The organism is Halorientalis persicus (genome assembly GCF_900110215.1).
Lineage (GTDB): Archaea > Halobacteriota > Halobacteria > Halobacteriales > Haloarculaceae > Halorientalis > Halorientalis persica.
The window spans coordinates 1-10107 of the sequence record NZ_FOCX01000062.1 but is presented as its reverse complement, the minus strand read 5'-3'; the positions used below and the strand labels follow the sequence as shown (position 1 = coordinate 10107).

At 56.5% G+C, this 10107-nt stretch carries 12 protein-coding genes; 4 read left to right on the top strand and 8 right to left on the bottom strand.

Features of this window, described 5'->3' with window-relative positions:
* Positions 1-133 precede the first annotated feature (133 nt).
* From BMX17_RS23955 to BMX17_RS23940, 3 genes are all read right to left on the bottom strand, one after another.
* Complete coding sequence (locus BMX17_RS23955) at positions 134-367, bottom strand: hypothetical protein (protein WP_092664916.1); 234 nt, start codon at positions 365-367, stop codon at positions 134-136.
* Between the two features lie 873 nt (positions 368-1240).
* Positions 1241-1474 carry a hypothetical protein gene (locus tag BMX17_RS23950; RefSeq protein ID WP_092664913.1) on the bottom strand — a complete coding sequence of 78 codons (234 nt, stop codon included), beginning with the start codon at positions 1472-1474 and terminating at the stop codon, positions 1241-1243.
* 636 nt (positions 1475-2110) lie between these two features.
* Complete coding sequence (locus BMX17_RS23940; protein WP_092664907.1) at positions 2111-2998, bottom strand: transposase; 888 nt, start codon at positions 2996-2998, stop codon at positions 2111-2113.
* Here BMX17_RS23940 and BMX17_RS23935 point away from each other — a divergent pair.
* Positions 2992-4134, top strand: coding sequence for a minichromosome maintenance protein MCM (locus BMX17_RS23935; protein WP_342027711.1), 1143 nt, complete (start codon positions 2992-2994; stop codon positions 4132-4134). The genes BMX17_RS23940 and BMX17_RS23935 overlap by 7 nt on opposite strands.
* Before the next feature lie 63 nt (positions 4135-4197).
* Here BMX17_RS23935 and BMX17_RS23930 read toward each other — a convergent pair whose 3' ends face one another.
* The 3 genes from BMX17_RS23930 to BMX17_RS23920 form a co-directional block, all read right to left on the bottom strand.
* A complete protein-coding gene (locus tag BMX17_RS23930; protein ID WP_092664898.1) occupies positions 4198-4896 on the bottom strand; it encodes a hypothetical protein in 699 nt (232 codons plus the stop codon).
* A gap of 76 nt (positions 4897-4972) precedes the next feature.
* Positions 4973-5935, bottom strand: coding sequence for a hypothetical protein (locus tag BMX17_RS23925; protein WP_139203738.1), 963 nt, complete (start codon positions 5933-5935; stop codon positions 4973-4975).
* On the bottom strand, positions 5936-7099 hold the full coding sequence (locus tag BMX17_RS23920; RefSeq protein WP_092664892.1) for a hypothetical protein: 1164 nt from the start codon (positions 7097-7099) through the stop codon (positions 5936-5938).
* A gap of 321 nt (positions 7100-7420) precedes the next feature.
* Here BMX17_RS23920 and BMX17_RS23915 point away from each other — a divergent pair, with 321 nt between their 5' ends.
* Positions 7421-7861: a hypothetical protein gene (locus BMX17_RS23915; RefSeq protein ID WP_092664889.1), complete on the top strand. Its 441-nt coding sequence runs from the start codon at positions 7421-7423 to the stop codon at positions 7859-7861.
* A gap of 118 nt (positions 7862-7979) precedes the next feature.
* On the opposite strand, the gene BMX17_RS23910 is transcribed toward BMX17_RS23915, so the two are convergent.
* Both BMX17_RS23910 and BMX17_RS27160 read right to left on the bottom strand, forming a co-directional pair.
* Positions 7980-8279 (bottom strand): hypothetical protein, encoded by a 300-nt coding sequence (locus BMX17_RS23910; protein ID WP_092664886.1) that lies wholly within the window; start codon positions 8277-8279, stop codon positions 7980-7982.
* Positions 8280-8322: 43 nt separating this feature from the next.
* Positions 8323-8478 (bottom strand): phage terminase large subunit family protein, encoded by a 156-nt coding sequence (locus tag BMX17_RS27160; RefSeq protein WP_244515102.1) that lies wholly within the window; start codon positions 8476-8478, stop codon positions 8323-8325.
* Between the two features lie 471 nt (positions 8479-8949).
* Here BMX17_RS27160 and proC point away from each other — a divergent pair, with 471 nt between their 5' ends.
* Positions 8950-9726, top strand: a complete 777-nt coding sequence (gene proC, locus BMX17_RS23905) for a pyrroline-5-carboxylate reductase (RefSeq protein WP_092664883.1) — start codon at positions 8950-8952, stop codon at positions 9724-9726.
* Positions 9719-10107 (top strand): amino acid kinase family protein (locus BMX17_RS23900; RefSeq protein ID WP_449272166.1); only part of this gene is annotated, 389 nt, incomplete at its 3' end. The genes proC and BMX17_RS23900, both read left to right, overlap by 8 nt.

Genomic DNA, 10107 nt, shown 5'->3' with positions numbered 1-10107 from the left:
CTGGCCGATGTCCTCTACCACGAGTGCGACTGGGAACCGTTTGAGATCAAGAGCCGACTGAAGCACTACGAGGGCTGGGAAAACCACAACTGGGCGTAGCCGTGTTCAGCCCGCAGTGGCAGGCGACCTGATGCTAGATATGCAGGGACACTGAACACGGGCGGGATTGCTGTCCACAGTCGTGCTCTCGCACCCGCTCAGGCAGGCCAACCCGCCCACAGCTGGGACACTCAGCGAGCCCCGTCGGCACCTCGGCGTCCAGTTCCAACAGCGCCGCGTGAATATGCTCCCGCGCGGCCGGCTGCAACGCCCGCGTGTAGGCCTGGGCCAACTGTGTCTCGACCACGTCCAGATCAACCCCACTCATGACACGCGCACCCCGTTGTTCCAGGCGTCACCCAACGTGCGGTGCAGTCGTCGTGACTGCCAGTCGGTGGCACTGGCGTAGGGTGTTCTTCGACCATCTCGTCACAAGACACTTTATTCAATCAGAACGAATCGTACTATGGTCCGCTTGGCCCTCATCTTAGGATGTCTGGTGTTATTGAGTGGGTGTGCCGGCATGAGTACAAATTCCCAATCAACACCGACTGTCACAACTGAGATGCCGACCACCGCCACTCCGGCATCGTCGACACCTGCTCCAACACCACCAACCGTTTCTGTGGCACCCACTAGTATGGAGCTCCCCGGAATCGCATGGGCATTTGATGGTCCGTGGCCAGATTCGGCACGACGGTACGTTGTCGACCAACCGTCAACACCCCCTCTTGACGGTACTGTCAGTGCGTACGTTTGGAATAATGGCTCTGCGGCGCGCACACTCTCTGTCTCATTAGTATACGGTACCGCTGGTCCAATCTACCAGGAGACAGTTCGCCTCCCAGCGAACGAAGCGCTTGGATTCAGACTGCAAGAACCCGGACAGTATGTACTCAGAGCAGAATATCGGAATACATCAGGCCAGTTGCGGATTCCGATCGAGCCGTCTGAGTGCAATGATAAAAACTATGTACTTCGTGTGAACCAATCCGGCGAGATCGACGATAAGTATACTTCGACGTTGGTGGCGTGTATGTCACCAACATCGTGACTGCCAGCCACCGGCGTCACCCTGTTACTCAACACATGGTAGCTCTCGGTGGTTGTGTTGGTTAAAGAGTCACGCTGCCGGGCAGGCATTTCGCCTAGCACACTGGCCGAACTAACTCTGGCTGGCCTCTCACTGGCAGTCTTAGCGCTAGCGTAGCGATGGCCCATTCCGCCCGCATCCTGTGTCGGGTCGCTTCTGGATGTAGAGGATGGCCACCGCGACAGCGCCGATGACCGGGGGAATGAACATCCCGAGAATGAACCCAACAGCCCACATATCGGCGGTATCCATACCCCGTTCACGGCCGTCGAGGTAGATCCAGGCCGCACCGAGGCCGGCGACGGCAAGAGCGAGGGGCCACGATAGCTGGATGGAGAGCATACGTCATCTGGCGAGTGGCTGCGACAAAACCTTCAGGGACGGAGCATCAAGCGGTGGTCTCTCTGCGCAACACAAGCGTCCTGTGGGGTCACGGTGTATATCAGCCGTCGGATCTCTGCTCAGTACAGGCAGAAAATTTACCAACGCCGCTTGAGGGTTCTAGGTATGGGTTGGATTGGGGGCCCTGTAGTCCAATTTGTGGCCGCTATCTTCGGTGTAGTAGTGGCTGCTCTCGGTGGATACAGCTACTATCGCAGCCGGATTTCGTGGTCGGAGCTCACATTTCTATTGGTCGGAGCCGCAGCGGTGTTCGCCTATGCGATTGCGGGTGCGGGAACGTTTCTCTCGGCCCCACAATTCGTGTCAGATCTCCTCGCTGGACTCGCAGGACTGGCGTTTATCGGGCTCTTCCTGTACTGGGCATACAGCCAGGCAGACGAAACAAGCGATTGATTCGCAGCCACTCTGCACACGAGATCGCTAACCGAGGCTGGCAGTCGTGGGCTCGCATCCGCTCGGACAAGCCTACCTGTTGATCCGGATTTTGGGGGCCCTTGTTGCACTCATACTGACGCCCGATCGCGATGCAGAGTGGAGATCGCGTATCGGCTCAAATGAGCTTCAGTCGAGCGCATCTCACCAGAACTGGGTCCAGTCGTGGTCATCAGTGGCCTTGAAGGTCCCACCCCAGTCGGGGACCTCGTTCGGATCGACCCGCCGAACGGCGTGGAGGAACTCTTGACCACCCCAGGAGACGTCGTCTGCCATCAGGCGTTCTTCGAGCCGATTATCGACGTACTGGGACAAGTTGTACAGAACGGTCGCGATGATGAAGTAGTACGCCCGGAGCCGATGATCGCTATGGTTGCATTTCGCGTGGTAGCGGTCCTTGATCTCTCGAATTGAGGTCTCGATACCCCATCGCTTCCGGAACTGCTGTCCGAGGCCCTCGAGGTCGCGCTCCTCGACGTCAATGTCCGTGATGAAGGCCTCGTGAGGGCGGTCGCGATCGTCGGCTCCGGTCTTTTCGGACGGGACTGGCCAGGCAAACGCGTTCGGCGGCCGTGAGAAGTCCCTGTCTCCGAAGCGGACGTCTTCCCGTGTAGCGATCTCGCCGGCCTCTGCCTCATCGAGTAGCTCTTCGATGCCCCCGTCATCTTTGCCTTGAATGAGGAAGTCGACGTTGTTCTGACGCAGTGCTGAGACGGCTTCCTCGGTGTAGAGCTGTGAATCCATGTAGACGCGGCCGATATCCAGATTGTAGGTCATTATTGCTCGCCGCAAGAACCGGTTAAGGTAGGCGCCGATCTTAGACCGGTTCTGGAGCGGTAGCGCCCCCAGCACGTAGGACATGTCTGAGTCGACGATGGAGAGGACTCCAAACTCCCAGGCGGATGCGCCGTTGTCGGTCGGCAGCACGCCGGAGGTCCACCTCTCATTTTCGTCACCGTACCAGCTGACCTGGGGCGTGTCGTAGGCCAGATGAATCGGCGGCGTGAGCGCCTCGCGACTCGGATCTGTCATCGACTGCTCGAATTCTTGCTTGGGACCCGGGCACGCGGATGGAAGAAATTGCTGAATATGCCAAACGTGTCGCCCCTCATAGTGTCAGCGCTAATGGTGCTGAAACGACAGCAGTCGGACTCACCAGCTCAGCATACAAGTCAAAATCTAACCGGAAAAACTGGGAAGCTGATGCTGGGACGCTTGTTCTTGGCGATGGTGGTCTTACATGCATCACTCAGACTGAACAGTTGAGCGAAGATGCACAAACTGCGTTGCAGCAGGTGATGCACGAACAGATTGTTGAGACTAGTAAGGCAACTGTGAATCAAACACTTCCTGCCCGAACCGCCATTTTAGGTATTTCAAAAGCAAAATATGGTCGGTTCGACCAATACGAGCCCATCGCAGAGCAGTTTGACCTCACTCCTTCGTTGGTGTCGCGGTCAGACTTGGTCTTTGCCGTGACAGATCAACCGGATACAGAGCAGGATCGCGATATTGCAGACCATACACTCTCCGCGAATTATGCTGGCGAAGTGAATACACAGCGTGCCAATGCTGACAAATCTGGCCATTCACAGCAGGATGTCGAAGAAGAAATTGAGGCCATCGCACCACCGATCGGGCCAGACCTGTTCCGCAAATATATCTCCTATGCGAAGCGCAATGTCTTCCCAACCATGTGTCCGGATGCCAAAGATACAATTCGAGATTTCTATGTTGACGTGCGGTCACGGGGAGACGATGATTCGCCTGTGCCTGTGACATCGCGAAAACTGGAAGCGTTGGTTCGCCTTGCCGAAGCCAGTGCCCGAATGCGACTTGACGACACGGTTAGACAAGCAGACGCCGAGCGTGTGATTGATGTTGTGGAGTTCAGTCTCAAAATGGCCGGTACGGACCCCAAAAAAGAGGAACTGGATGAAGATGTTGTCGCTGGACAGTCCCAATCTCAACACGACCGGGCCAAGAACATGAAAGCCCTCATTCAAGAAATCGAATTGCGTCATGATCTGGGTGCGCCCGTTGAAGATGTGCTTGAACAGGCTCAACAGGCTGGAATGGCTCGATCTAAAGCCGAACACGAAATTGATAAACTCAAGCATAAAGGAGAAATCTATGAACCTGCATCTGACCACCTCCAGACAACCTGATAACTTCGCCGACGCAACGTAGACTTGCCTTATTTGCCGATTCAATCGGTGCAAACAGCACTCCTATGACTCTAACCCGGCGACAGCGGTGGAGACGATATTCTCCCGCGAAAACGCAGCCACCAGCGTATTAGCGATGCGCCGACGCGCATCTGGAGTCCAGTCCTCGGCTGGGTCCACTTCTGAATGGGCCTTCTCTAAAACCATCGCGACCGGCTCGGAAATTGAGCAGTCGGCGACTTTGAGCTGGACACCGGTGTCAATATCGCGAGCGAAGAGTCGCCACTTTAGTCCGTCTGTGGCAATGCCGATCGAGTAGCGTACTTCCTCGCGTCGCAACGTCTTCAAGAACGTCTCGTCGTGGAGATATCCCTTGATATCCTCGGTTGCCTTTCCTTGATTGCGTTCTCGGTTCAGAGCTTTGCTCTCGCCGATCGCAAGACAGTTTGTCGCAACGTCTCGGAGACGATAGTCCGGACGCCTCTGCTCGTCTTTTACGAGTTCCACTGGCCGTGGCCACGGCCCTAGGGCCAGTTGGTCAAGCACTGATTCGATCAGATACTGTTCTGTGAAGTATTCGGGTGCTTGATCGACGTACCCGCCTTTGAATTGGGTTGCTGCATTGCGAGCCACTTTCTTTACTTGCGTAACTGCACGCCGCTGGCGCACCTCTGCAGCAAAGTCCTGGAGCGCTTGGAGGACATTCTGGGCTCGAAGGTGATCAACATCAAACTCAGATTGTGTGAATTCAGACTCTGTCATTCGAAGACTGGATCGGTTGTGTCGGGTTGCTGTGATCGCAGGTCAATCTAGCAGTGCTGTCTGGTCAGGTGACTTCTCACTCTCCCTGTGTTGTGTCCGATGCATCGCTATCGCCGAATGCTTCAAACGTGGCCTGATCATCTGCCCGTAGGTAGTCCTCGACGCGCTGTTCCATGACCAGTTCCTCAACGCGAAGAATCGTACTCATATGCTCTCGCCGGAATTCGTATCGGTGTGTGTCTACCTCTTCACACGCGCCGACATCCTGCAAAAACTCGAATACAAGCCCCAGATCGCCGGGGTTCACATTGTGCTGTGGCGCGAAAAAGTCGCGGACCTGCTCGCGTGTCACTTCAACACCACCGTCATGATCAAGCGCCTGTTCGCCCCAGATGTCCGTAACCGCAATTGCCAGGATTTCTGGCTCCATGCCCTCTGTGAGCATGATTTTATCTGGCGGATTCTCCGGCAAGGATACGCCTGCACTGAGCGCTGATTGCAACGCGCCTTCGGCAGCAAACTCACCGGCAAGGACGCGGAGGTCGCCGCCATAATCCTGTGTCAGCAACACTGCGTGGTCTGTCAGTCGATCAAGGGCATCACAAAAATCATCCGACTCCTGGCGTGTCTCTGCGATGTAATCCTCATCCAGATCTTGATAGACAATAACTGATTCGACAGCAGTGACAGTGCCGTCGTATTCTGTTTTCTCCTGCACCTGGGCGTTCTTGAGTTCTGCTTCGGCAGTTTCAATCGCCACCTTGTCGCATTCTGCCATTTGCGCGATGTCTCGCTCGTTGATGTGGTGCCCGCTCTTGATTTCACAGAGCATACACGTCGACCCATCATACAACACCATGTCCGGTTCGGCCTCGATGTCTCTGCCCTCCGACGTATCCTCAAAAACGGGGAACATCACGGGGATACGAACGCCACGCGCGGAGAGTGGTGGGTCAGCACGAGCGGTCACAGCAGCATAGAATAAATTGTAGGTGTTTACTTCACGCCGTTGCCGCCCACCTGCCGACAGCGAGGGCATCTATGTGATCGCCACCGGGTTTTGTTTCTTTTCGAGGGAGTACGTCGAATCAAGTTCCGTATAGACCCCGCGGACAAACTCACGGAGACTTAATGCACTGGTCGTCCGCCGGGTGTATAACACGATTTCTGGCGGCTCAAGGGCAACATCAAATGTTTCGTCGTGTTCGGTATCGAAGACGCGAATCTTTGTGCCGCCGTCTCGGAGCCCGTGGCGGTATCGGTTGCCATTCAGGACGTGTGTCTCCAGGTCGGCCACCAGCTCTTGGGCCGTTGCCTCGTCGCGATCTGGGTCCGTCAGCTCGATCGCGGTGAACCCATCGACAGCAAAGCCGTTCTCAAGCTTTTCCAACTCTGACTGAAACTTGACATCGAAGCGAGCGTGATCGAGCGACTGATAGCCCTCTGTAATACCGAGTAGCGTTTCGACGGCTTTGGGCTCTGATCCATCACGCACCGAGCGCATCGAGATCCGACCGTTGTTGGTGTTTGCACCTTGAATCGCCGTACTGGGCGAATTCGTTTGATCGAAATCAATGCGCGTGGGCTTTGCCTCGAAGACCTCCTCTGCCTTCTTGAGGTCGTCTGGTTCGGCACCGGTGAAGCGAAGCGTGGCGTCCCGCTCTCGGTTGGGCGCGTGGTACTTGGCAGTAAAGCCAGAGACGCGGGAATCTCGGATATCCGTTGTGAGGTCTTCGAGGTCATCCGACGACAGGAACAGGCGCTCGATGCAGGGGAGATAATCTAAGAGCCGCTCGATGGTTTTGTCCCGCCAGTCCGAATGGACGGTCGTGATGACCCAGAGGTAGTCACCATCGTTTGTGGTGACGAAGAGAAACTCGTCTTCGCGCCCTTTGGCGGGTGTGGTGATGGTGACGATCGAAATATCGTCATCAGCGACAGTCTCTGAAAACGTGTGTTCGGACGCAAAATTCGTTGCGTGCCCAGTGATACGGTCATCTTCGGTGAGCTGGTGGACCCAGTGGTCGAGGTGGCCGATCTGGAATCCCTGGTTATCACAGAGATAGAGGTTGAGGTCGGTTTGTCCGCCGCTACGCGTAGTCTTGTCCTCCATTTCCTCGTCGGTTTTGACGACGTATTCGACGAGGGCGCGGAGGATATCCCGTTTTGATTTATCCTCGTAGTCGGCGGGGTCAAAATCCATTCTGGGGGTACTCCGTATAGTGGTCGTTACGTTGCCGACCGTTTTATGCTGTGGTTCTAGGTGTGTATGGCTATACGATTGACAATAAGATTATTCATTATTTGACGACACGAATTCCCGATTGCATGGGCTCGCCACAACCGAACTGTCTCTTCACGGACGGGCAGTGGCGCAAGTGGATGGGCCTTGTCTCGATCCACTTCACGCCGATCCTAGTGCCAGAATTTGACAATCTAGAACTTCTCGACCTATTCTGCCGCGAGAATCAAACGTTTGGAAAAAGTTAGTCTTTTGTGTGTTTTCTCGAACCGTGTTGGTCCGATGTGTCCGCTCGCTGACCCCGTGTTCCCGATCCGAATTACCAACCCCAACGAGACAACCTACAGCGAACGCGCGCTCAGAGCATTTGCACGGAGTATGCCCCACCACGGTCATTTGTTCAATCATCACGACTGGGGCTGGGCGCTGAACCTGCTGGTCGATGAACTGTATCCCGAGCGGACGTTCGAGGTGATCGAGATTCCCGATCCGACGACTGCGTTTGTCGACTGCACTGACAGGGAGTTCGTGATCGAGGTCATCACCTCGGGTACGTGGGTCGACCAATACGTGATCGAGCAACTGGCGGCCCTCTGGGATCGCCACCTGCTGATCCTATCGACAACGCCGCTCACGGCCGCCGCCAAGGATCTCGTCACTGAGTTGGCGGCTGTCGACTATGCAGTCGTCAACCATCGTCATGGCTTTGCTGTGACCGAGTAGCGGGCGGGCGATCAGCTGAGGTGGCCCTTCGGGAAGAATGATGTGTGCGATACACCTCAGGAGTTCAGTGCAACCGGTGTGGTTTTAGGCTGAATACTATGTTGCAGTTATGGGCCAGTCATCTATTGAGGGCTTCATTGACGGTTTCTCCCAACATTTCCCAATAATCCGATTCACTCTCGGCTGGCGTATATTCTAGCGGGATCCCATTCTCCCAATGATATGACCGGACAACGTACGGGGCCCCCTCATCTAAAGTTAATATCTCAAATAGAACGTCAAGCGCGGCCACGAACAGATCGCTTCGTTCATCGGCGACCAGCCGGGCGTCACGACGACGCCACGAGACTCCTACGACGTCGACGTGAAACACGTCGGCGGCCGAGAGCCGGACGGTGAGCTGACGACGATCGGCCACTGGACGTTCCAGACGCGGATGGTCCGCAAAGTCGTCCGGGACGCTATCGTTCTGGCGCTACAACCTCCCCACACGCTGGGCACTCCGCCCACACACCTTCGGTACCGTCGTCCTTCTGGTATTCCACGAGAACCCACGCTTCTGATATATACTCACCACAGTCAGGGCAACCACCGAGAGATGATTCGTCGGTATTCATGGAAAGGGGAACGGGAGGAGCGTGTGACAGGTCCCTCCCAATTGGTACTGTAACGTCCTCAAACGTAAGGTTTCGGCGCGACTTCACCCGCCGAAACACACCATGTTTCCGGTGGAATGACTTGTCCGCCAAGATTAAATCGCAGTCATCAGAACTCACAAAGACGATGGGTGTCCGCACAGTCCTCACTCGATTACTGCCCGGCGGTGGTTCAAAGGTCGTAGTCGAGTGTCGCAACTGCGGAACAAACGTATCACCGGGGACTGAGGAATGTCCGGATTGTGGCGGAACTGAGTTCAGTCGGTACGAGATACCGGAGTAGGTGCTTGTCGGAGGATGTTCTACAGAATCCCATATATATTTCTATGAACACATTGGCTTCAGCAGTGAAACAAATAGGACTCCAGATAGGCTCATTGCTCGAACGAAGCCGTAGTTGGTATGTATCTCAACCGCTCCTGTGTGGATAGGATGACACACGTGAGCGTCATTGGTTGCGGGAACATGGGTGGAGCATTCGTGACGGGGCTTGCCCAAACTGGGGCCTACGAAGTGACAGCTATCGATCTCGATCCTGAGGCACTGGCGTCAGTCGCCGACGACGCGGACAGGACGACCGACGACATCGACGTGGCCCGGGAGGCAGAGATCGTCGTTCTGGCGGTCAAACCAAAGGCAGTCTCCGCAGTCCTCTCGGATCTCGATCTCCGGCCTGACCAGTCGCTGGTCACCATCGCGGCGGGTGTCCCGCGGTCGTCCGTCACAAGCGAGACGGACGCGACGGTCGTCCGGATCATGCCGAACCTGGCGGCCGAGACCGGCGACATGGCCGCTGCAGCCACCCACGAGGGGATCGACGACGACGTGCGAGAGATGCTCGATGCGGTCGGCGAGTTCGTCGAGATCGACGAGGAGCTGATGGACGTGGCGACAGCAGTCAACGGCAGCGGCCCGGCATTCGTCTTCTACCTCATTGACGCGATGAAGGAGGCCGGCGTCGACGGCGGCCTCGACCCCGAGCAGGCCGAGACGCTGGCCGCCCAGACGTTCAAAGGCGCAGCCGAGACCGTCCTCCGGGATGACCGGAGTGTCTCGGAACTCATCGACGCCGTCTGCTCGCCTAACGGGACGACCATCGAGGGCATGGAAGTGCTGTGGAACAGCGACGCCGATACGGCGGTCGTCGACGCCGTCGAGGCGGCCGAGCGGCGATCCCGCGAACTCGCCGAGGAGTTCGACGATGAGTGAGCGGCCGGCGATCGAGGCCATCGACGACGAGACTGTCGAGCAGGCACGCGACCAGGCCGCCGCCGCCCAGCGCGTGATCGTCAAGGCGGGGACGAACTCCCTGACCGACACAGACTCCCAACTTGATCGCGTGAAACTCGACAAGCTGGTCAGCGACATCATGACTCTCCGGGAACGTGGGAAAGACGTACTGTTGGTCTCATCTGGGGCAGTCGGTGCCGGCAAGGGGCTAATCGATGAAGAGACCGAGACCGTCGAGGAGAGCCAGGCGCTATCGACGGTCGGACAGAGCCACCTGATGCGCCACTACACGCAGAGTTTCGACCGCTACGACCAGACGGTCGCACAGATTCTCCTGACCGAACACGATCTGTCCAATCC